The organism is Thalassobium sp. R2A62 (assembly GCF_000161835.1).
Lineage (GTDB): Bacteria > Pseudomonadota > Alphaproteobacteria > Rhodobacterales > Rhodobacteraceae > Thalassobium.
The window spans coordinates 1,510,216-1,531,324 of sequence record NZ_GG697169.2; the positions used below are offsets into that span (position 1 = coordinate 1,510,216).

The following is a 21,109-nucleotide window of genomic DNA, read 5'->3' on the forward strand; positions in this document are numbered from 1 at the left end:
CAGCACCGCCCATCACCCCAAACGATAAAGGGCGATCCAAACAGGATCGCCCTTATCAATACTAAGTCCGGTGATTTGGGATCAGACTGCCTTTTTCAGCGCCTCAACCAGATCGGTGCGTTCCCAAGAGAAGCCGCCATCCGCATCCGGTGCACGGCCAAAGTGACCGTAGGCCGCCGTGCGTGCGTAGATTGGTTTATTCATGCCCAACTGCTGGCGAATGCCGCGCGGTGTCAGGTCCATGACCTGCGCCACGGCTGCTTCGATTTCAGCAGGCGACACTTCACCAGTGCCAAATGTGTCTGCGTAGATCGACAATGGCTTGGCCACACCAATCGCATAAGACAACTGGATCGAGCATTTGTCAGCCATACCTGCAGCAACCACGTTTTTCGCCAGATAGCGCGCGGCATATGCGGCCGAACGGTCAACCTTGGTCGGGTCTTTGCCCGAGAACGCGCCACCACCGTGTGGGGCTGCACCGCCATAAGTATCCACGATGATTTTGCGGCCTGTCAGGCCCGCGTCGCCGTCGGGACCACCGATGACAAACTTGCCCGTCGGGTTCACGTGCCATTCTGTATCCGCAGACACCCACCCTTCGGGCAGGACTTCACGGATATACGGCTCGACCACTGCGCGCACATCGGCGCTGCTCATGCTCTCGTCCAAATGCTGGGTCGACAAAACGATCGACGACGCGCCCACTGGCACACCATCACGGTAGACAACCGACAACTGCGATTTGGCATCTGGGCCCAGTGTTGGCTCGGTGCCGTCTTTGCGGACCTCAGCCAAACGGCGCAGGATCGCGTGTGCGTAATGGATCGGTGCCGGCATCAGCACTTCTGTTTCTTTGGTCGCGTAACCAAACATGATGCCTTGGTCGCCCGCACCTTCGTCTTTGTCGGCAGAGGCATCAACACCTTGGGCAATATGCGCGGACTGCTCATGCAACAGGTTTGTCACTTCCACGGTCTCGTGGTGGAACTTGTCCTGCTCATATCCGATGTCTTTGATACAGGCGCGCGTGATCGCTTCGATCCGGCCCATGTAATCCTTTAGCTTGTCTTGATCCGACAGGCCAACTTCGCCCCCGATCACAACTCGGTTAGTCGTAGCGAAGGTTTCAGCGGCAACGCGCGCTTCTGGCTCTTCTGCGAGAAAAGCGTCGAGAACGGCATCAGAAATGCGGTCGCATACTTTGTCCGGATGGCCTTCGGAAACGGACTCGGACGTAAAGGTGTAATTCTGGCGTGTCATAGAAACTGCTCCAATATTCTACTGCTCTGCCACGTCAGGAAGCCGTTGTGGCAATTACTAATCGGGCTACGCGCCCTTTTGATTTCGGTCAACTCGTTTCGCTTTCGACCACAGTATCGTGGCGAAAATCGCACAAATCAGTGCAATAATTGCGGGAACATCCCCAAACCGCGCATATAACATCGGCGCAATGGCTCGCGGCACCACGGCATCGAGATACCCCGCCTCATCCAGCCCGATCTGCGCAGTGATCTGCCCATAGGGGTCGATGACAGCACTCACGCCTGTGTTGGCGGCCCGCACCATCGGCAGCCCCTGCTCAATCGTACGCATCCGCGCCTGAGCCAAATGTTGCAGCGGGCCAGCACCACCGCCAAACCATGCATCATTGGTGATCAAAACCATCATGTCAGGGCGCGTCTCATAACGGATTTCCTCGGCAAAAATCCCCTCGTAGCAAATCAGAACCAGTGTCCGTCCAATCCCGTCGATAGTCACCGATTGCGCGCCCTCGCCCGCACTGAAATTCCCGCCCAAGACATTGGCAAGCGCGCTCAACCCCATCCGACCCAAAACCGAATGCAGCGGGATGTATTCACCAAAGGGCACTAGATGCTGTTTGTCGTAGATCGCATCAATCGTACCTTCGGCCCCCAAAACGGCGGCGGCGTTGAAATACTCTGATCCTTGGGCACGCTGTGCGCCGACAATCACCGGACGCCCGTCCGCCGCGGCACTGATCCGCGCAAACGCGCCGCCCGCTTGATCCATAAGAAACGGCACACTGGTTTCGGGCCAAACTGTCAGATCAACATCACCCTCAGCAGCGGTATATCCGACCTGCCGGTCAAAGAACGTCTGTACGAACTCTGTGTCCCATTTTTGATCCTGCGGCGCGTTGGGCTGGATCAAACGCACGATCGTCTCGCTTGGCTCGGCGACATGACCCACGGGCCACGCAAGCGCGATGCAAGCGACCACAACCACCCCTAGGCGCACGATGGCCCGAGCCGCCAAACCGCGCGCCACCTCGGCGGCCAAGACGCAGATCAACAACGTCAATCCATGCGGGCCGACATACGCCAAAAGCCCCGCAAAACCGGTGTCGATCATCGCTTGGGCCAAACTATTCCATGGAAACCCCGTTAGGATCGTGGCGCGCAACAGCTCGACGATTGTCAGCGTCACAGCTAATCCATAGGTACCGGCGCGCAGCCGAACCGCGCCCCAACCCGCAAGCGCCCAAAACAGGGCTAAACCACCGCCCATTGCAGCCAATGCAAACGGCGCCATCCAACCATGCGTCGCCGCATCCACAAAGAACGGCTCAACGATCCACCGCAGCCCCAGCACAAAATATCCTGCTCCAGCGCTCCACATCACAAACGCCCCTGTCCGCCCGGACAGAGTTGTTTGTTCATACAGATAGAAAATCCCTACCAGCCCCAACCCCATCGCGACGGGTTGGGAAAACGGCGCTTGGCCAATGGCCATCAACAGCCCCAATCCGAACGCGATCAGACACAGCCGCCAGACGGGCATCATGCGCTAGTCCTCGACCACAGCCGAGCCATGCCCCGCCAATCTGACACGCAAACGTTTGATACTGCGCGGGTCCGCCTCGATCACCTCGAATTCAGGACCATCAGGATGCGGGATTACCTCGCCGCGTGCCGGCACATGACCTGACAGCATGAAAACCAAACCGCCCAAAGTGTCGATCTCTTCGGCATCGACGTCCTCAGCCTCGGTCAGGGTGATGCCAATCTCGGCCTGAAAATCCTCAAGCGGGGTCTTGGCCTTGGCCAAATACACACCCGGGCTTTCGACAGTCCAAAACTCGCCCTCGGCGATGTCATGCTCGTCTTCGATCTCGCCAATGACCTGTTCGATCAAATCCTCGATCGTGACCAACCCGTCGGTGCCACCGTATTCATCAATGACCAACGCCATGTGAATGCGGTCAGCCTGCATTTTCGTCAGCAACACCCCGATTTGCATCGACGGCGGCACATACAGCAAAGGCCGCACAACATCGCGCAGATGAAATGCCGCTGATTTTCCGTTGAACCCATAGGTCAGGGCAAAGTCTTTGAGGTGGGCAAATCCAACCGGTGTGTCCAGCGTGCCGTCAAACACCGGCAAACGGGTCAATCCGCTCTCGCGGAAGACACCGACCAGCTCGTCCAGCTCCATGCCGACTTCGACGGCGACAATATCCGCTTTGGGGATAGCTACGTCTTCGACCCGCATCCGACGCAGGTTCAACATACCCAATCCCGGCGCCACTGGGGCCGTCACTTGGGGTTCCGCTATCTCAGGTGTGTCGGATGGGCTCAGCGCGCCAATAATGCGAGTAAAAAACCCACGCGGCGCTGGCATTTCTTGTTCTTCCGTACGCGCGCTTTGCGCCGCGCTCGAAGATCCGTCTGTCGTGTCGCCCATCGTCCCTTTCCAAAAAATCTGACGCGAAACGCGCGCCCTTAAACTGTATATGGGTCACAAAGTCCCAATTTGCCAAGGATTTGAACCTCGAGTGTCTCCATCAACGTGGCATCTGCGTCACGGATATGGTCATACCCCAGCAAATGCAGCGTTCCATGTATCATCAGATGTGCTACGTGATCGTCAAAGTCACAGGCCGCTTCCGCCGCCTCTCGGGCGCAGGTATCAAAGGAAATCGCGACATCGCCCAGCTCGCTCTCGCCCATCGGATCTGGCACTGGCGCATCAGGTTTATCCCCCGCACCCACAGCCGCCAAATCTTGGGCAGGCCAGGATAACACATTGGTAGCGCCGTCTTTTTCACGAAAATCTGCGTTCAACACTTGGATCCGCGCGTCGTCACAGGCCAGCACACTGACCAGCCACACGTCGCGATCCAAACCAACCGCATCAAACACCGCATCCGCCGCACGGGAGGCCAAGGCTTCGAACCCGACCCATCGCGCGTCGTCTATCTGAACTTCGATCACAGGTCGGGATCCGCCTCATAGGCCTCGATGATCGCAGCCACCAGAGGATGCCTCACAACATCCTTTGAAGTGAAGTAATTGAAAGAAATCTCTTTCACGCCCTTCAACAACCGCTCGGCGTCTTTCAGCCCCGATGGCATGTGACGCGGCAAATCGATCTGACTGCGGTCGCCCGTGATGACCATGCGCGACCCCTCGCCCAAACGAGTCAGAAACATCTTCATCTGCATGGTTGTGGCGTTTTGCGCCTCGTCCAACACAACAAACGCACGGCTCAATGTCCGGCCCCGCATAAACGCAAGCGGCGCAATCTCGATCTTTTTCTCTTCGATCAATTTGGCGGTCTGTTTGCCCGGCAGAAAATCCTCGAGCGCATCATAGAGCGGCTGCATATAAGGATCGACTTTGTCCTTCATATCACCTGGTAGAAAACCGATCTTTTCACCAGCCTCAACAGCGGGCCGCGACAAGATAATCTTGTCCACGTGCCCTTGGATGAACATGTTCACGCCCACGGCCACAGCCAGATAGGTTTTGCCCGTACCAGCAGGTCCAATGCCAAACGCCAGTTCGTTATCAAACAGCGATTTGACATAGGCCTTTTGCGCCTCGGTGCGCGGCTCAACCTGCTTCTTGCGGGTCTTGATCTCTACACGGTCGCTGCGGATCAGCTCCATCTGGTCGCCACTGCGAATCCCTGTGCCTGCATCCGAGCCACCCATGCGCATCTCGCGATCAATATCGCCCGCTTCGACCGACTTGCCCTGCTCTAGCCGCTGATACAGCGACTGCAGTACTTCGATCGCCTCGGCGCGTGCGTCTTCGTCACCGATAACAACCAGCTGGTTGCCACGGCGCAAAATCTGAACATTGGTGCGGATTTCGACGTCGGTCAGGTTGCGGTCATATTCACCGCACAGATCAATCAGCAAACGATTGTCAGGGAATTCCAACAGCTCTTCTGCAACGGCCTGATCTTGTTCAAAGGGCGTCGCATCATTCGGGGGTGTGGCAGCCAATCAAGTCTCCTAAACGCGCTAGAGGTCTAGTCAATCGTAGCCAGAGCCACGCGATGGGTGCAAGGGGTGATCCCTCGCGAAACCACCAATTTCACGAAACAGTCACATAGGGTGGTTCTTGCATAGAAAAAGGACCGCAGTCGAAAACCACGGCCCTTTGAATTCTGTTGCCCCAATCGCTTAGAGCGGATCAGGAACATCCGAACCTGCGCGGAACGGACCAGTTGCAACGCCTGCTGGTGCTGCACCGGAACAAACTGGCTTGCCGTAGTCATCCAGACGCTGGGACAAATAGCCCTCAACACCGTCGTCGATGATCCAGTGGTCACAACCGTTCGGATCGACCCAGATACCTGCAACCAACTGGCTGAGGTCCTTGGCATCGCGGCCAGCGTCGACAAAACGATCTTCGCCTGTACGGTTACCACCTTCTAGTGAACCCGCTACTACCATGGCGCAGCCTGAAACCGACACACCCAAGAGCAGCAGAGCAGAGATTTTAACGATATTCATTTGCTCTACTCCTTAACGCAGACAGATGATTTCAACACGACGGTTCTGCGCCATGCCTTGGTGAGAGTGGTTATCGGCGCGCGGCTGACGCTCACCATAACCACGAACATCAACGATACGTGCGCCAACCGACTGACCTACGCGAGCCACCGAATTTGCACGGTTCTGGCTGAGACGCATGTTGTATGCATCCGATGCGCGGCTGTCTGTGTGACCTGTGACGATGTAGGCACTCGCACCCGACGAACGGAAGAAGTTCATCAGCGCCTGTTTGCCTGCATTGTTGATGTGGTAGCTGTCCGTTTGGAACAACTGATCGCTTTGCATCACGCCACATACGTTGCCACGACGGCAAACTGGCGTACCGTCACGACGTACGTTCGGTGTCATATAGCCCTCAGCGCCGTCATCCATGACCCAGTGCTCACACCCGTCGGGATCAACCCAGATCGTTGGCGTGTAACGCTCGCCCAAAATTGTCCGCTGCTGCTGAGCTTCCGCCGCATCCGTCGAGGCCAATAGACCTAAAACAGCGACAGCAACGCCCCCCAACGCGAGTTTCAGTGCTTGGAAATTCATCATAACGACAGCCTTCAGTCCTCTCTATTTTCTCGTCCCAATGCCGTACGTCTTGTACCGACGCGGCGACACCCTAATCAGTACCTACCCAGTTTTAGCCACATTTGCACAATTTAAAAGAATTAATGCCCATATATTGTGTAATACGGGGAAACACTGGGCAGATAAGGCACGTTTTGTTTCCAGTCGGGCCAGCAAACTGCAAAAATGGGGCCATTAGCCTCTATCCCCCCCCAAAGGTCGAGCAACCTATGCGCGATCACTCTGACGGGTTCCCCTCACCGCGAGCAATTTCATCGGTTTACTGCGAACCTGCAGGCTCTTGCGACTCGTCAGAGCCGCTTGGGACAACATCAGGTGCAGATCTTTCAGGCAGCTTTGCCCAAGGGGGTCTAAACGGTAGGTTGCGCCGCGAGGCCCGCGCGCCATCAATCCATGACGGTAGACGTCGGTAATCGTCCCCGCTCTTGGACATCAGCCGACCAGCCGCGCGTGCAGTGAATTGGTCCGCGCCTCGATGACATGCACCTTTTGGACCGTGCCGATCATCGCGTCGTCCGCTTCGGCATGAACCGCGTGCAGGTATTCTGATTTCCCGATCAACTGCCCTGCTTCGCGCCCCTTTTTCTCAAACAAAACACGTACATCACGGCCAACCATGCCCTCTTGGGCGGCGACCTGCTGTTCTTTCAAAAGCTCCTGCAGACGGTGCAGACGTTCTGTTGCCAACCCGTCATCCATCTGCGGCTTTTCCGCAGCAGGCGTACCCGGACGGGTCGAATATTTGAACGAATAGGCTTGGCCAAAGTTCACGCGCCGGACCAAATCCATCGTGTCTTCAAAGTCTTGATCCGTTTCACCCGGAAATCCGACAATAAAATCACCAGACAACAGCAAATCAGGACGCGCCGCACGAATACGTTCGATCAAGGCAAAATACTCTTCGCGGGTGTGCTTGCGGTTCATCGCTTTGAGAATGCGGTCAGATCCTGATTGCACCGGCAAATGCAGATAGGGCATCAGCTTGTCACAGGTGCCATGCGCGTCGATCAACGCCTGATCCATGTCGTTGGGGTGGCTTGTGGTGAACCGGATACGTTTTAGCCCGTCAACCTTGTCCAAATCCCAGATTAGCCCCGCCAATCCGCCTTCATGCCCGTGATAGGCGTTAACGTTTTGGCCCAACAGCGTGATCTCGCGCACGCCGCGCTCGACCAAATCCTGCGCTTCGCGGATGATCCGGTCGGCAGGACGGCTGAGCTCGGCCCCTCGGGTATACGGCACGACGCAGAACGCGCAGAATTTGTCACAGCCTTCTTGGACCGTTAAAAATGCGGTCGCCCCACGTGCCGCTTTGGGACGTGATTTCAAATGCTCGAACTTGTCCTCTTCGGGGAAATCCGTATCCAGCGCTTTTTCTCCGCGCGATACGGCATCCTCCATTTCGGGTAGACGGTGATAGCTCTGCGGGCCAACCACCAGATCAACCATTGGCTGGCGCCGCATGATTTCTTCGCCTTCAGCCTGTGCCACACAGCCCGCAACACCGATCTTCAGATCTGGCTTGGCGTCTTTGAACCCGCGATACCGTCCCAATTCGGAATAGATCTTTTCCGCCGCCTTTTCGCGGATGTGACAGGTGTTCAGCAGGATCATATCCGCATCATCGGGCGTCTTGGTCTCGACATACCCCTGCCCGCCCAGCGCTTCGGCCATGCGTTCACTGTCATAGACATTCATCTGACAGCCATAGGTCTTGATAAACAGCTTCTTAGGATCGGACATGACAGCACACAATAATCAAGGATGATTTCGCCTCGCATCTAACCCGCTGAACCCGCGCTTGCAATGGGCCTGGAATTAACCGATTTTACGCACAGCTTTGCGAGACCAAACCCTATGCGCCATGACAGCCTAAGTTCTTTCTTGTCCAACAACGGCAAAACCCTCGCCAAAGGGCCTATCGCGATGATCTTTGTCGAGGACAGGGTCGAGGTCGACACGACCCTGCGCCATCACCTGATGGCAGGGTTCAAATCGGTCATCGCATTTGTCCCCGATGAGATCGATATTCCCGCCGATCTGGAAGAACAGATTATCCGCGTCACACATGACACCCATGCAGACCAAATGCTCGAGACCGCCGTCAACGCTGTGATCGAGGCCGCGCCAAGCATTTGGATGTATTACTGCTATAACGCTGAATACCTGTTCCACCCGTTTTGCGAAAACCGCAACGTGTCGGAAATGATCACGTGGAATACCGGAGAAAGGCGCGACACGATCATGACCTATGTGGTCGATCTCTATGCGGGCAACCTGTGGGACTACCCCGACGCGGTCAGCCTCGAAGACGCCCATCTCGACAAATCCGGCTACTACGCATTGGCACGCAAGGATAAATGGAACAACGATCTGGACCGCCAGCTTGATTTCTTTGGCGGCCTGCGTTGGCGGTTCGAAGAACATATTCCAGCACGCAGCCGCCGCATCGACCGCGTGTCGCTGTTCAAATCCAAGCAAGGTCTCAAACTTGGCGCCGATCACACTTTCAACGACGCCGAATACAACACCTACGCCTGCTCGTGGCACCATAACGTCAGCGCCGCAGTCTGTTCATTCCGCACAGCCAAGGCGCTCAAGCGGAACCCCGGATCGACCTTTGATATCGAGACCTTCCAATGGCACAACTCGGCCCCGTTTGAATGGCACAGCCAACAGCTGTTGGACTTGGGCCTGATGGAACCTGGCCAGTGGTTCTAAGTCCCAAAACTGCAGTTGTAACAGGCGCAGGCAGCGGCATTGGCCGCGCCACTTCGCTGGCATTGATGGACGCGGGCTGGCGCGTGGCCCTAATCGGTCGCCGCTCCGCACCCCTGCACGATATCGCCAACGACAGCGCCGTCGTGATCCCCTGTGACGTCACCGATCCCATCGTGGTCGATGCAGCCTTTGCCCAAATCGCTGATGACTTTGGCCATCTCGACATGCTGTTCAACAATGCAGGCATTTTTACCGCTGGGCGCACGATTGACGACATCCCCGTCGACGATTGGCTGGCGGCAGTGAACGTAAACCTGACGGGTGCATGGCTTTGCGCGCGCGCCGCATTCAAACAAATGCGCCACCAGTCGCCCATCGGCGGGCGCATCATCAACAATGGTAGCATTTCCGCCCATGTTCCGCGGCCCGGATCGTCGCCCTACACCGCCACCAAACATGCGATCACCGGACTGACAAAGTCTCTATCGCTAGATGGACGCCCCTATAACATTGCCTGTGGTCAGATCGACATCGGCAACGCCGCCTCAGACATGACCGCCCAGATGAGCGCGGGCATCCTGCAGGCCGACCTCAACACACGGCCCGAGCCGGTGATGGACGTCGACCACGTCGCCACATCAGTTCTGCACATGGCCGAGCTTCCGCTTGATGCGAATGTGCAATTCATGACCGTCATGGCCAGCGCCATGCCCTATGTGGGCCGCGGCTAACACGCTAGCGCGATTTGGAACGTCAACAGAACCCGCTGACCGCGCGCTACTCTTTTGAATTGATTGATAAATAGTGTCGGACCTCAGGTCCGACGCAACCGGATCACAACATCCACCTTGGCAATCTCGGCCCCTTCGGGCGCATCGGGCAACTGCATGATTTTCAGCTGCTCGGAGGGCGCATCAGACAAGGCTGCCGTGTCTTCCCAATAGAAATGCGGGTGATCGCTCATGTTGGTATCAAAATAGCTCTTGGATCCGTCGACTGTGATCTCGCGCATCAGACCCGCGTCACAAAACGCCTTGAGCGTGTTGTACACGGTCGCCAGCGACACCTTTTCCCCACTGTCAGCACAGGCTTCAAACAGGCTTTCGGCGGTGACGTGACGGTCCTGACCATCGCCCACCAACAAATCAGCCAAACACACCCGTTGACGGGTCGGACGTAGTCCTGCTGTGGCCAGCCATTCGGTAGCATTGATCTGTGATTGCGCGTGCATTGCACCAGTCCCAAACTATCTCTTCACTCCATATAGGCGGCAAACGCCCCATGTTTCAATGGGTATGCAACGTCGCAGGCCCCTGACGCCTCGCACTATTGCCCTATCGTCACGCGCGGTGCTAAATGCCCACAACAGGCAACCTAACAAACCGGAGCGCCAAACCTATGGCCAACTATCCCAGCAGCTTTGACAAAGCCGACCTTCTGAAATGCGCCGCAGGCGAGCTATTTGGCGAGGGCAATGCCCAATTGCCAGCCCCGCCCATGCTGATGATGGACCGGATTACAGATGTCTCAGCCGATGGCGGCGCACACGGCAAAGGCCACATCACAGCCGAATTCGATATCACACCAGACCTGTGGTTCTTTGACTGCCACTTTCCCGGCAACCCGATCATGCCCGGCTGTCTTGGTCTCGATGGCCTGTGGCAGCTGACAGGCTTTAACCTAGGCTGGCGCGGCTGGCAGGGTCGCGGCTACGCGCTGGGGGTGGGCGAAGTGAAACTGTCCGGAATGGTACGCCCCGACCGCAAAATGCTGACCTACAAAATCGACTTTACCAAAGCGATCCAGACACGCCGCCTGACAATGGGTGTCGCCGACGGCATCGTAGAGGCAGATGGCGAAGTAATCTATCAGGTTAACGACATGAAAGTTGCACTCTCCGAGAGCTAAAAGCCAATAAAAGGCGAAGCACCCGATCATGGACCAATTCCTCGAAACGCTCTGGGTGCTCGCCCTTGTCGCCCTTTTGATCTACGTCGCGGTCTATGTGCCAATTACAATGGCTAGAACCCGCGACCGCCACCCATATGGCTGGCTCTTAATCTCGCTGCTGCTGTCGCCGCCCATTGCGATCATCGGCCTGATGATGCTGGGCCGCGCAACCCCCGAGAGCCGGATTTGATGGAAAAAGACAACGCTGACTGGCCGATTTTTGTGATCTCGCTGCCTGACCGTCTCGACCGCCGCGCGGCCATCACCGCACAGCTAACAGCCCACGATCTGCCCTTTGAAATAATAGACGCCATCGACGGGCGCTCTGGCCTGACCGAGGCGCAGAAATCAGCCGTCGATCACGCAGCCGTCCAACGCCACCTTGGGCGCCCCCTTTCGGACCCGGAAATCGCCTGCGCCCAATCGCACCAATCGGTCTACCAAAGGGTGATCACACTAGACCTCGGCGGCGCTGTGATCCTCGAAGATGACGCAACCCTCACCACCGCCTTTGCCACCCTCTACCGCGCCCGCGCCTACCAACGCTTTGACATCTTGCAATTCAGTTACCGTCGCGCCCGCGTTTTTCCTAGCCGCTGGCTCTGGCCCCACTTGACCGAAGACATCCGCGCCGCACGTGTGCTACTCAACTCTGAGGTTGCCTCGACCTATAGCGTCAATCAGCGCGCAGCGCGGTACCTCTCGCACGGCCCCAAACCGATCGGGGGGCCCGCCGATTGGCCCCGCGACACCTTTGGCCTGCGCCATGCAGTGACTGTCCCGCAAACCGCAGACCAAAACTGCGACACCCTCAGTTCAGACATTGAATTTGGCCGTGTCGATCTTGCGAGCCGCGTTAACAAAGACCGCTCGTTCAGGCGGCTCCTACGCCTGCAATATTGGAAAGTCTGGCTGCGCAAACGCCTGTCGCGCAAACTTGCGTGGGAACGTATTTAACGCCCCGTCATTACTCAAAGCAGCACGAACACGCCACAAGTTTAGGGCCAGATCAGCGCAAGAAGAGTGAACCGGCCCGCTTCACGCGTCGCGGTAGAACCGCAGCCCAGCCAGCGCCACTTCCGCCTCGAACGCACGCCCGACACCCAATATCCCTATACGTTGCAGCTGCGCCCGATCCAGCGTGGCCGTGGTGTTGTTTGGTTCAAATGCGGCAAAGGGGATGCTCAGCGTCTGCCACTCGCCCGTTGCTACAAAATCCGCGCGAAACGATTGCCATGGCCGGCTCAATTGCGGGGTGCGCAGACGCAGGTCATAAACCTCGCTGTTGCCCGCCACTTCAATCTCGATGCCGTCCCACGCGCTGGCGTCATAGATCGCGCCCCCTGCCAGATCACTGGCCATCTGCACGAACCCGCCGTTGTTCTCGGTCGATACATCCCCGCGCAACACCACCGCATCACGCCCGTTGTAGCGTTCGACACTCAATCCGCCGGTCGACACACCGCCCATCACCGTATCGGCAACATATTCCCAATTCAAATCTAAATTCATTGTGCGCCTCTCGTCCTGCTCTGTCTTGACCTAGCCCGCAACACCCTATTGCCAATGCCAACCCTTGCCCCCCAATCCCTGCTATCCTAAACACAAGAAAACAACCCATAGGGGGCAGCTATGCGTCGCGTCGTCGTTACAGGTCTGGGGATCATCTCTCCGCTCGGCAATTCAACAGCCGAAGTCACCACCGCTTTGAAATCCGGAACCTCTGGGGTCGAAGCCTCACCAGAGATGGCTGAACACGGATTTCGTAGCCAAATCGCGGGCACCCTAAAGATCAATCCGGCCGAGCATATCGACAAACGCCGCATGCGCTTTATGGGCCCAGGCGCGGCCTATGCGTATCTCTCGATGGAACAAGCCATCGCAGACGCTGGCCTGTCCGAGGACCAAGTCGTCAACCCAATGACCGGCCTCATTGCTGGCTCGGGCGGCCCTTCGACCTCGGCCATGCTCGCCGCCCACCAGACGGTTCTGAAATCGGGTGCGACCAAACGGATCGGCCCGTTCGCGGTGCCAAAAACGATGTCTTCGACTGTTTCTGCGAACCTCGCAACCGCGTTCCAGATCAAAGGCATGAACTTTTCGATCACCTCTGCTTGCTCGACCTCGCTGCACTGTATCGGCATGGCCGCGCAGCAGGTGGCGCTGGGCGCCCAAGACATCATGTTCGCCGGTGGCGGAGAAGAGCTCGACTGGACACTCTCGTGCCTCTTTGATGCGATGGGTGCGATGTCGTCGAAATACAACGACACCCCGACCAAGGCCTCCCGCGCCTTTGACGCAGGCCGTGACGGCTTTGTCATTGCAGGTGGCGGCGCGATGGTCGTGCTCGAAAGCCTCGACAGTGCGCTCGCACGCGGCGCAAAAATCTATGGCGAAGTCACTGGCTTTGGCGCGACATCCGACGGCGCCGATATGGTTGCCCCGTCCGGCGAAGGTGGCGAACGTGCCATGCGCCTTGCTCTGAACACGCTGCCTGAGGGCCGCAAGATCAGCTATATCAACGCCCACGGCACATCGACCCCAGTTGGCGATGTCGGCGAAGTCGAGGCGGTTCGCCGCGTCTTTGGCGAGGGATCAACACCACCGATTTCCTCGACCAAATCCATGACCGGCCACAGCCAAGGCGCCACAGGTGCATCCGAGGCGATCTATTGCCTGCTGATGCTGCAAGACGACTTTATCGCACCGTCGATCAACGTCGAAACGCTAGACCCAGAACTGGCCCCCGCCGAGATTGCGACCGAAACTGTTGAGAACACAGGCCTTGATACGTTGATGACAAACTCGTTCGGGTTTGGCGGCACCAACGGCTCGATGCTGCTCTCCAAATATCAGGACTAACATCATGACGATTTCAATGAACGGCAAACGCGGCTTGATCATGGGCGTCGCAAACGATCGCTCGATCGCATGGGGCATCGCACGGGCCATGTCCGAAGCTGGCGCCGAACTGGCCTTTTCCTACCAAGGCGAAGCATTCGGAAAACGCGTTGCCCCTCTCGCAGAGAGCGTTGGGTCATCGTTGATGGTAGACGTCGACGTGACCAACGATGCGTCGATGGATGCAGCCTTTGAAATGCTGAAAAACGAATGGGGCAGCATCGACTTTGTCGTTCACGCCATCGCCTATTCTGACAAAAACGAACTGACCGGCCGGATTTCTGATACCAGCCGCGACAACTTTAAAAACTCGATGTCAATCTCGTGTTATTCGCTGATTGATGTGGCTAAACGTACCAGCAAATTGATGCCAAATGGCGGCACGATCCTGACCCTGACCTACCAAGGCAGCAACCGCGTCACGCCGTTCTACAACGTCATGGGTGTGGCCAAGGCCGCCCTCGAGAGCGCGACACGCTATCTGGCCAATGACCTCGGCCCTGACGGCATCCGCGTGAACGCTATCTCACCCGGTCCGATGAAAACGCTCGCAGGTGCAGCCATTGGCGGCGCACGCAAGACGTTCAAACACACGGGCGCAAATGCACCCTTGGGTGACAACGCCACGCTCGAGGCTGTCGGCGGCACAGCCGTCTATCTGGCTTCGGACGCAGGTGCCTGCACGACGGGCGAAATCATTCGCGTCGATGGCGGCTATCACGTGCTTGGCATGCCCCAGTCCGACAATCTCTGATTTCGGACGCGATGCAGGTCTTTCAAAACGTTCTGACTGATCGTGGATCAAAATACGCGGTGTCCGGCGGGCCCGTCACGTCGCCCGCCGCCGCCCGTGATTTCATCAAGACCCTCTGCCGGACCAAGAAATTCACCAAGGCGACCCACAACACCTACGGCGTCCTGTTGGAAAGCGGCCCGCTGAAAAACGATGACGGCGAAAGCGGCGCAGGTCTCATCATCTTGCGAATGCTGGAACGGGCCGAGCTGAACAACCACATCATCGTTGTCACCCGCTGGTATGGCGGGACCCATTTGGGCGGTGACCGGTTTCGCCGCGTTCAGGATTGCGTGCGCCATTATCTGGACCATGCAGACCAGTGACCCGACCGCCGTATTGGGGCTGGACGCTGACGATATCCTCCACAACTTTTCGTGAGAGTAATGAACAACTCCTGACCAAAAGATGAACGACACTTTTAGGCGTTAGGACTTTGTTCACTTTCACAAGCCCTTGGGGAGGGGGGCCGCTGCGTGCGCATACCACGCGGTCTCTATGCAAATTACAGAAAACCAACATGTAATTTGTACAAATTACATAGAATTTCCGTATCGTTACGGCACCGTCCCCAAATAGGTTAATGCCTTGCACCACCCGTCATTCCACCGCACTCTGCTGCTATGATCAAAGTCTGCGTTTTTGATGCCTATGGCACCCTGTTTGATGTCGCCGCAGCCGCTCGCGCAGCGGACGCCGAACCAGAATTCCGAGCGCTCGCAGATGTTTGGCCCCAAGTCGCCACAGACTGGCGTTCTAAACAATTGTCGTACACATGGCTGCGCGCCACCGCATCGCAACACGTAGATTTTTGGCGCATCACCCAAGACGGTCTTGGTTGGGCGCTCGAGGCTTCGGGCGTCGCGACCCCTGCACTTCGGCAGCGACTGCTTGACCTCTATTGGGAACTCGACGCCTATCCAGAGGTCCCTAACATCCAGTCAACGCTCAAGAAAAGCGGTATCCAGACAGCCATACTATCAAACGGCACACCTGCCATGCTTGACGCAGCAACAGCCTCGGCTGGGATTGGCGATCGTCTCGACGCCCTATTGTCTGTCGAAGATGTCGGCGTCTTCAAACCTCATTCCAGTGTCTACGATATGGTCGGTGCTCAGTTTGGAGCCAACCCAGACGAGGTGATGTTTTTGTCTTCAAACGGATGGGACGCAGCTGCCGCGTCCGGCTACGGCTTTCGCACCGTTTGGGTCAATCGCGCAGGCGACCCCGTTGATCGTTTGTGGGCAGCCCCCGACGACATTCTCACCGATTTCTCGCCTGTACCGAACCTGATCTGATGCCCCATTTCACTGCACCAGATGGTGCCCGAATTTACTATGACGACACAGGCCAAGGCGCGCCTATCTTGATGCTGTCTGGGTTGACGCGAAACAGTTCAGACTTTGACTATGTCATGCCGCACCTCACCCGTAACAGATTGATCCGTATGGATTATCGTGGTCGCGGCCAGTCTGATTTTTCAGGTGCCGAAACCTATACAATCCCAAACGAAGCCAACGATGCGCTGGCGTTGATGGATCATCTCGGCCTCGACAAGACCGCGATTTTGGGCACCTCACGCGGCGGCCTGATCGCGATGACGCAGGCGATCATAGCCAAGCCCCGACTGACCGCAGTCGCGCTCAATGACATCGGCCCCGTGCTAGAGGCAAGCGGACTCGACACGATCCATCAGTACATTGGCCGCCGTCCAGCCCAGCGCACATTTCAAGAGCTCGCCGAAGCCCGTGCAACCCTGATGGCCGGTTTCGATGGCGTGCCGCACAGCCGTTGGATGGAAGAGGCGCACAAACATTACCGCGCCGAAAACGGGCGTCTGGAAATCAACTACGACCCCGATTTGCGCAAGATTTTCAACAGTGATCCCGGCCCTTTGCCCGACCTGTGGCCCCTGTTTGACGCCATGTCCGATCTGCCACTTTGTACCTTGCGGGGCGAAAACTCGGACATTCTCAGCGCCGAGACATTGACCGAAATGCAGCGCCGACGCCCTGATATGATTACCGCTGTTGTCCCTGATCGGGGGCATGTACCCTTTTTGGACGAACCCGCAGCGCTCGGCGCACTTCACACATGGACGGAGCAGTTCTAATGAACATCGACATGATCAACGCCGCCGCCGAGAGGCTAAAAGGTCACGCGCGGCACACGCCTCTTTTGAACTCGCCTTTTCTGGACGAGATTGCAGGGCGCCGTGTCTGGGTCAAAGCCGAGCCGCTACAACACACCGGATCCTTCAAATTTCGCGGCGGTTGGTCGGCGGTTTCAGCATTGCCAGACGACGTCCGTGCACGCGGTGTTATTGCGTTTTCCTCTGGCAACCATGCCCAAGGCGTGGCCCTCGCTGCCAAGAGCCACGGCGTCCCTGCTGTCATCGTGATGCCCGAGGATGCGCCGCAACTCAAGATCGACAACACCCGCGCGTTGGGCGGCGAGGTCATCCTGTATGATCGCGAAAACGAAGATCGCGACGCCATTGGTCAAAGCATCGCAGCCGATCGTGGCCTGACCCTGATCCGCCCGTTTGATGAGCCGCAGGTCATCGCAGGCCAAGGCACCGTTGGATTGGAAATCACGCAGGATGCTGCCGCTTTGGGGATTACCAAGGCCGATGTCCTGGTCTGTTGCGGCGGTGGTGGCTTGACCTCAGGCATCGCTCTCGCATTAGAAGCGAACGCGCCTGAAATGACGGTTAGACCGGTTGAGCCAATTGGGTTTGACGATGTGATCCGTAGCCTCGCCAGTGGCCAGATAGAAAGCAATCCAACCCAGTCTGGATCGATCTGCGACGCAATCGTAACAAAGAGCCCGGGCGATCTGACGTTTCCCATCATGCAGCGATTATGCGGCGCGGGGATCACCGTGCCTGATCAGGACTGTTTGCGCGCAATGGCCCAAGCGTTCGTTCGGCTCAAACTCGTCACAGAACCCGGTGGGGCAATCGCCCTTGCCGCGGCCCTCTATCATCACAACAGCGACGACACAGATGTGATCGCCGTCGCCTCTGGCGGCAACGTAGACACCAATATGTTTTCCCGCGCTCTTTCCGACCACAAGGACACAAAATGACCCGTTTCACGATTGCCAGCTTTAACGTCAAAAACCTGATCGGTGCCGATCAAGAATACTACAAGTTCGAGAAATACACCCCCGAAGAGCACGCATGGAAAGAAGATTGGCTCGCTGATCAACTGCTGACCATGGATGCTGATATCGTCGGCTTCCAAGAGATCTTTGACGAAGACGCGTTGCGCATGCTGATCGACGAGACCGACCGCTTGGGCATTCTGTCGAACGAGGCAAGCATCCCCGACCGATCAAAACGATATGCGCGCAAGGCGATCTTTCGCAAACTGGCCTTTACCCCCTACGCCGATGCCGCCCTTGTCTTTGCGCCGAACGCGAATGACGGCAAACCTGGGCATCGCAGGCCAGGCGTCGCGATCCTGTCACGCTATGGGTTCAAGGGGCAACCCGAGGTCCTCCAAGAACTGGACGAACCCCTGCACATTCCATTCCAAGACCTCGATGGGTCAGACGGCGGTCACTATACAATCAAACGTATCAGCCGCCCCATTCTCAAGGCGCGCGTCCCTGTTGGCGACGCTGTCATCACCGTGTTCAACTGCCACCTAAAATCGAAACTGGGCGAATTCCCGCGCCCTGCGGGCCAACCTCACGCCCCCGAGGCGGATCTGACCCAGTATGATGCTGTTGGCCGGTCTATGGGGGCTTTGCGTGCCGGTTTGCGCCGCATGGCCGAAGCATGGGTCCTGCGCGACGCTATCGTGTCCGAGATCGAAGCAGGCAATCCCGTGATGGTGCTGGGCGATTTCAACGACAGCGAACATGCCGTCAGTTCCGAAATCATCAATGGCGAGAGCCCGTTCAAGAACTACGCTTGGATGCGCCGCCATGACGCCCAGCGGTCGAACGAACGCTATACCGACGCCGAAAACCTGCAAATTCGCGAAGACATCGAAAGCCGCCGCCTGCATTCTGCAGAAAAACTGTTCGTGCGGAAATCCTTGCGCGACATGGTCTACACCTCCGCCTTTGGCGGTGTGTTTGAAAGCATCGACCAGATCATGATGAGCCGCCATTTCCACCCAGACCATGACGGCAAGATCGGAGAGATGGAGTATTTCAGTGTCCTGAACGACCACCTGACTGATGGCAGCCATGCCGAGGCCCCTTACAACAAACTGGCCAGCGACCACGGTCAGATTATTGCGCACATGCGGATGGGACCAGCTGGCGAATGACGCCGAACATTCACAGCGTTGTTGACGGGTCTGACGGCCCTTGGGTGGTGTTTGCCAATTCGCTGGGCACCGACCTGCGTATCTGGGATGAAGTGGTCGCCCGCTTGCCATCGGGGATACGTATCCTGCGGTATGACATGCGCGGCCATGGTCAATCCGATGTCCCGCCTACCCCCTATTCTATGGGAGCCATGATTGCTGATGCCGAGACCTTGCTAGATCATAATGGCGTCAAGGATTGCGTATTTGTGGGCCTCGCGATAGGTGGCATGGTGGCCCAAGGATTGGCGGTCAAACGGCTGGATCTGATCCGCGGTATGGTCCTGTCGAATACATCGACCAAATCGGGCCAAGCGTCTATGTGGCACGACCGGATCGAAGCGGTAAAGACGGGTGGACTGCACAGCATTGCTGACGCGGTCATGCAGCGGTGGTTTGGCCGCGATATGTTGCGGTCTCCGGACCTGCCACGCTGGCGCAAGATGCTGACCGACACCCCCAAGGAGGGCTACATGGGTGCCTGTGCTGCAATCGCAGGTACTGATTTCTACACCCCGACCAGCGGCTTGCGCCTGCCAACCTTGGGGATTGCAGGATCCGAAGATGGCGCAATGCCGCCCGATATGGTCCGCGAAACCACGGAGCTGATCCCCGGATCGCAGTTTCATCTGATCCGCCGCGCAGGTCATTTGCCCTGTGTCGATGCCCCCGAAGAATACGCCGCGACACTAACCAAATTCATGCGCGATATCGGACATATTCCAGCTGCATAAACCACTTGGCCAGCGACACTAAACAGGTTAGTTCACTTTGATGGACCAAAAAACCCGCCGCCGTGCCTTTCTGTTTATTCTGATCACGTTGTTTCTCGACGCGATGGGGATTGCGCTGATCATCCCTGTGATGCCTGACCTTATTCAATCGGTGAACGGTGGCACGCTGGGCAATGCGGCGATTTGGGGTGGCATATTCACAACCAGCTTTGCGGTGATGCAATTCCTGTTTGGCCCAACCATTGGTGCATTGTCTGATCGGTTTGGCAGACGCCCCGTGTTGCTATTGTCACTGGCTGTGATGGCGCTGAACTACGCTGTTCTCTCGACGGCGCAGACCATTTGGCTGCTGCTCATCATCCAATTCGTCAACGGCATCGCCTCTGCGACCCAAGCGACGGCCACTGCCTTTATCGCCGACATCTCCAAGCCTGAGGAAAAGAGCCAGAACTTTGGCCTCGTCGGTGCGGCCTTTGGTGTAGGCTTTGTCCTTGGGCCCGTGATTGGCGGACTGCTGGGCGACGTTAGTCCCCGCGCGCCGTTCATTGCGGCGGGCCTGCTTGCCACTGCAAACTTGATCCTTGGGACATTGATCCTGCCCGAAACTGTGACTGACGCCATCCGCCGACCCTTCGAGGCGCGACGTGCCAACCCGTTTGGCGCGTTCAAGGCGATCTCGAAACTGCCCGACCTGACACGCCTTTTGACCATCGTTGTGCTGTATGAATTTGCCTTTATCGCCTACCCCGCGATATGGGCCTATTTCACCCGCGCGCGGTTTGACTGGGACGCGGGATTGGTTGGCCTGTCGCTTGGTGCCTTCGGGATCGCGATGGCCATTATGCAAGGCTTCGTTATCCGTTGGATTATCCCGAAAATGGGTGAGGCGGGCGCGTTGGTCTTTGCATTTTCGTTCAACCTCATGGTCTTTACGATGCTTGCGTTTTTGACCAATGGCACGCTTGCGCTGATCCTGACGCCGCTGTCCGCCGTGGGTGCGATCGTGACGCCGACGCTGCAGGGCATGATGTCCAAACGCGTGCCAGACAACCAGCAAGGCGAACTGCAGGGGCTGATTGCCTCAGCGCGCTCGATCGCGTTGATCTTTTCACCGCTTGTGATGACCCAAGTGTTCTGGCTGTTCACCTCACCAGGCATGCCGTTCTTGCCGGGCGCACCGTTCCTTTTGTCTGCGACCATCATGGTGGCATGTCTCTTGGTTTTTACAGGTCGGCGTCGTCACACGGCGACATGACGCAAAGATAGGTCGTCACGCGACGTCCAGATGACGCAA

The 21,109-nt window shown here is 57.3% G+C and carries 24 protein-coding genes and 1 riboswitch; of the genes, 14 read left to right on the forward strand and 10 right to left on the reverse strand.

From position 1 onward, the window contains the following. Nucleotides 1-81: 81 nt before the first annotated feature. From metK to miaB, 8 genes are all read right to left on the reverse strand, one after another. Nucleotides 82-1,263, reverse strand: a complete 1,182-nt coding sequence (metK, locus tag TR2A62_RS07580) for a methionine adenosyltransferase (protein WP_009159912.1) — start codon at nucleotides 1,261-1,263, stop codon at nucleotides 82-84. 6 nt (nucleotides 1,264-1,269) lie between these two features. Next, nucleotides 1,270-1,320: riboswitch (SAM-SAH riboswitch) on the reverse strand. Between the two features lie 9 nt (nucleotides 1,321-1,329). After that, nucleotides 1,330-2,808: an apolipoprotein N-acyltransferase gene (lnt, locus tag TR2A62_RS07585; RefSeq protein ID WP_009160862.1), complete on the reverse strand. Its 1,479-nt coding sequence runs from the start codon at nucleotides 2,806-2,808 to the stop codon at nucleotides 1,330-1,332. A 3-nt stretch (nucleotides 2,809-2,811) separates the two neighbouring features. Further along, nucleotides 2,812-3,708, reverse strand: a complete 897-nt coding sequence (locus TR2A62_RS07590) for a transporter associated domain-containing protein (RefSeq protein WP_009157296.1) — start codon at nucleotides 3,706-3,708, stop codon at nucleotides 2,812-2,814. Nucleotides 3,709-3,746: 38 nt separating this feature from the next. Next, entirely contained in the window at nucleotides 3,747-4,238 is a 492-nt protein-coding gene (ybeY, locus tag TR2A62_RS07595) for an rRNA maturation RNase YbeY (protein WP_009158536.1), read from the reverse strand. Beyond that, entirely contained in the window at nucleotides 4,235-5,257 is a 1,023-nt protein-coding gene (locus TR2A62_RS07600; protein WP_009157891.1) for a PhoH family protein, read from the reverse strand. Before TR2A62_RS07600 ends, ybeY begins: the two co-directional genes overlap by 4 nt. Nucleotides 5,258-5,437: 180 nt before the next feature. Beyond that, nucleotides 5,438-5,770 carry a hypothetical protein gene (locus tag TR2A62_RS07605; protein WP_009158734.1) on the reverse strand — a complete coding sequence of 111 codons (333 nt, stop codon included), beginning with the start codon at nucleotides 5,768-5,770 and terminating at the stop codon, nucleotides 5,438-5,440. A gap of 12 nt (nucleotides 5,771-5,782) precedes the next feature. Continuing rightward, nucleotides 5,783-6,352, reverse strand: a complete 570-nt coding sequence (locus tag TR2A62_RS07610) for an OmpA family protein (protein ID WP_009160043.1) — start codon at nucleotides 6,350-6,352, stop codon at nucleotides 5,783-5,785. A gap of 471 nt (nucleotides 6,353-6,823) precedes the next feature. After that, nucleotides 6,824-8,134 carry a tRNA (N6-isopentenyl adenosine(37)-C2)-methylthiotransferase MiaB gene (gene miaB / locus TR2A62_RS07615; RefSeq protein ID WP_009159874.1) on the reverse strand — a complete coding sequence of 437 codons (1,311 nt, stop codon included), beginning with the start codon at nucleotides 8,132-8,134 and terminating at the stop codon, nucleotides 6,824-6,826. Nucleotides 8,135-8,248: 114 nt separating this feature from the next. Here miaB and TR2A62_RS07620 point away from each other — a divergent pair, with 114 nt between their 5' ends. Beyond that, nucleotides 8,249-9,112 (forward strand): hypothetical protein, encoded by an 864-nt coding sequence (locus TR2A62_RS07620; RefSeq protein WP_009158799.1) that lies wholly within the window; start codon nucleotides 8,249-8,251, stop codon nucleotides 9,110-9,112. Next, entirely contained in the window at nucleotides 9,055-9,843 is a 789-nt protein-coding gene (locus TR2A62_RS07625) for an SDR family oxidoreductase (RefSeq protein WP_150103473.1), read from the forward strand. The genes TR2A62_RS07620 and TR2A62_RS07625 overlap by 58 nt, the downstream gene beginning before the upstream one ends. Before the next feature lie 83 nt (nucleotides 9,844-9,926). Here TR2A62_RS07625 and irrA read toward each other — a convergent pair whose 3' ends face one another. Continuing rightward, complete coding sequence (irrA, locus tag TR2A62_RS07630; protein ID WP_009159625.1) at nucleotides 9,927-10,343, reverse strand: iron response transcriptional regulator IrrA; 417 nt, start codon at nucleotides 10,341-10,343, stop codon at nucleotides 9,927-9,929. A gap of 167 nt (nucleotides 10,344-10,510) precedes the next feature. Between irrA and fabA the strand changes: the two genes are divergently transcribed. The 3 genes from fabA to TR2A62_RS17585 are packed head-to-tail and all read left to right on the forward strand — an operon-like array spanning nucleotide 10,511 to nucleotide 12,019. After that, the gene (gene fabA / locus TR2A62_RS07635) at nucleotides 10,511-11,020 is read left to right on the forward strand and encodes a bifunctional 3-hydroxydecanoyl-ACP dehydratase/trans-2-decenoyl-ACP isomerase (RefSeq protein WP_009158634.1); all 510 of its coding nucleotides are present in this window, start codon (nucleotides 10,511-10,513) and stop codon (nucleotides 11,018-11,020) included. A gap of 28 nt (nucleotides 11,021-11,048) precedes the next feature. Next, nucleotides 11,049-11,252, forward strand: coding sequence for a hypothetical protein (locus TR2A62_RS07640; RefSeq protein WP_009157583.1), 204 nt, complete (start codon nucleotides 11,049-11,051; stop codon nucleotides 11,250-11,252). Then, nucleotides 11,252-12,019: a glycosyltransferase family 25 protein gene (locus tag TR2A62_RS17585; protein ID WP_009160245.1), complete on the forward strand. Its 768-nt coding sequence runs from the start codon at nucleotides 11,252-11,254 to the stop codon at nucleotides 12,017-12,019. The genes TR2A62_RS07640 and TR2A62_RS17585 overlap by 1 nt, the downstream gene beginning before the upstream one ends. A gap of 81 nt (nucleotides 12,020-12,100) precedes the next feature. Here the strand turns inward: TR2A62_RS17585 and TR2A62_RS07650 are convergent, their stop codons facing one another. Beyond that, nucleotides 12,101-12,574 (reverse strand): CIA30 family protein, encoded by a 474-nt coding sequence (locus tag TR2A62_RS07650; protein WP_009158239.1) that lies wholly within the window; start codon nucleotides 12,572-12,574, stop codon nucleotides 12,101-12,103. Nucleotides 12,575-12,694: 120 nt separating this feature from the next. Between TR2A62_RS07650 and TR2A62_RS07655 the strand changes: the two genes are divergently transcribed. The 9 genes from TR2A62_RS07655 to TR2A62_RS07695 all read left to right on the forward strand — a co-directional run bounded on the left by TR2A62_RS07655 (nucleotide 12,695) and on the right by TR2A62_RS07695 (nucleotide 21,070). After that, nucleotides 12,695-13,924: a beta-ketoacyl synthase N-terminal-like domain-containing protein gene (locus TR2A62_RS07655; RefSeq protein ID WP_009157390.1), complete on the forward strand. Its 1,230-nt coding sequence runs from the start codon at nucleotides 12,695-12,697 to the stop codon at nucleotides 13,922-13,924. A 4-nt stretch (nucleotides 13,925-13,928) separates the two neighbouring features. Further along, nucleotides 13,929-14,717: an enoyl-ACP reductase gene (locus tag TR2A62_RS07660; RefSeq protein ID WP_009158000.1), complete on the forward strand. Its 789-nt coding sequence runs from the start codon at nucleotides 13,929-13,931 to the stop codon at nucleotides 14,715-14,717. Nucleotides 14,718-14,728: 11 nt separating this feature from the next. Continuing rightward, entirely contained in the window at nucleotides 14,729-15,082 is a 354-nt protein-coding gene (locus TR2A62_RS07665; RefSeq protein WP_009160880.1) for a YigZ family protein, read from the forward strand. A 297-nt stretch (nucleotides 15,083-15,379) separates the two neighbouring features. Beyond that, entirely contained in the window at nucleotides 15,380-16,054 is a 675-nt protein-coding gene (locus TR2A62_RS07670; RefSeq protein WP_009159370.1) for a haloacid dehalogenase type II, read from the forward strand. Further along, nucleotides 16,054-16,869 carry an alpha/beta fold hydrolase gene (locus tag TR2A62_RS07675; protein WP_009158797.1) on the forward strand — a complete coding sequence of 272 codons (816 nt, stop codon included), beginning with the start codon at nucleotides 16,054-16,056 and terminating at the stop codon, nucleotides 16,867-16,869. Before TR2A62_RS07670 ends, TR2A62_RS07675 begins: the two co-directional genes overlap by 1 nt. Beyond that, the gene (locus TR2A62_RS07680; RefSeq protein ID WP_009160119.1) at nucleotides 16,869-17,846 is read left to right on the forward strand and encodes a threonine/serine dehydratase; all 978 of its coding nucleotides are present in this window, start codon (nucleotides 16,869-16,871) and stop codon (nucleotides 17,844-17,846) included. Before TR2A62_RS07675 ends, TR2A62_RS07680 begins: the two co-directional genes overlap by 1 nt. After that, nucleotides 17,843-19,042, forward strand: a complete 1,200-nt coding sequence (locus TR2A62_RS07685) for an endonuclease/exonuclease/phosphatase family protein (protein WP_009159406.1) — start codon at nucleotides 17,843-17,845, stop codon at nucleotides 19,040-19,042. Before TR2A62_RS07680 ends, TR2A62_RS07685 begins: the two co-directional genes overlap by 4 nt. Continuing rightward, entirely contained in the window at nucleotides 19,039-19,815 is a 777-nt protein-coding gene (pcaD, locus tag TR2A62_RS07690; RefSeq protein WP_009159872.1) for a 3-oxoadipate enol-lactonase, read from the forward strand. Before TR2A62_RS07685 ends, pcaD begins: the two co-directional genes overlap by 4 nt. Nucleotides 19,816-19,855: 40 nt before the next feature. Then, nucleotides 19,856-21,070, forward strand: a complete 1,215-nt coding sequence (locus TR2A62_RS07695) for a tetracycline resistance MFS efflux pump (protein ID WP_009157332.1) — start codon at nucleotides 19,856-19,858, stop codon at nucleotides 21,068-21,070. Nucleotides 21,071-21,109: the final 39 nt, after the last annotated feature.